This is a genomic window from Rhizobacter sp. P2_H2 (assembly GCF_056403375.1).
This window is the reverse complement of record NZ_JBFUFP010001617.1, coordinates 1-823: the sequence shown is the minus strand read 5'-3', so window position 1 is coordinate 823 and position 823 is coordinate 1. Positions and strand designations below refer to the sequence as shown.

General features: G+C 70.1%; 2 protein-coding genes. Both read left to right on the top strand.

Going from position 1 to position 823, the window contains the following annotated elements; translation table 11 throughout:
- Window positions 1-410 (top strand): PLP-dependent transferase (locus AC1D15_RS35135; protein ID WP_477829721.1); only part of this gene is annotated, 410 nt, incomplete at its 5' end.
- 10 nt (window positions 411-420) lie between these two features.
- The coding region (locus tag AC1D15_RS35130) for a glutamate--tRNA ligase (RefSeq protein ID WP_477829720.1) at window positions 421-823 on the top strand (403 nt) is incomplete at its 3' end.

Here is an 823-nt window from a genome sequence, read left to right as displayed (position 1 = left end):
AGCGCGCGCTGCAGCTGGCCGGCTGGCTCGAGCAGCAGCCGCAGGTGGCGCGTGTGTTCTATCCCGGCCTGCGTTCGCACCCGCAGCATGAACTGGCGATGGCGCAGCAATCGGGCTCGGGCGGCGCGGTGGTGTCGTTCACCGTGAAGAGCGCCGATGCCACCAGCGCCCGCAAGAACGCCTTCCACGTGATCGACCGGACGCAGGTCTGCTCGATCACCGCCAACCTGGGCGACACCAAGACCACGATCACGCACCCGGCCAGCACCTCGCACGGCCGGCTGACCGAAGACCAGCGCCAGGCCGCCGGCATCACGCAGGGCCTGATCCGCGTGGCGGTGGGCCTGGACGATGTGCAAGACCTGAAGGCCGACCTGCTGCGTGGTTTGGTCGGCCTCGATTCCCTTTGATCCAGACACCATGACCCGACCGATCCGCACCCGCATCGCCCCGTCGCCCACCGGCTTCCTGCACCTGGGCACGGCCCGCACCGCGCTGTATTCGTGGGCCTTCGCGCGCCACTTCGGCGGCGAGTTCGTGCTGCGCATCGAAGACACCGACGTCGCCCGCTCGACGCAGGATTCGGTCGACCAGATCCTCGCGTCGATGCGCTGGCTGGGGCTCGACTGCGACGAGGGGCCGATCTACCAGATGCAGCGGCTGGAGCGCTACCGCGCGGTGGTCGACCAGATGCTCGCCGAGGGCAGCGCCTACCGCTGCTACACGACGCCCGCCGAGCTCGACGTGATGCGCGAGGCGCAACGTGCGCGCGGCGAGAAGACCCACTACGACGGCCGCTGGCGCCCGGCGCCCGGCAAGACGC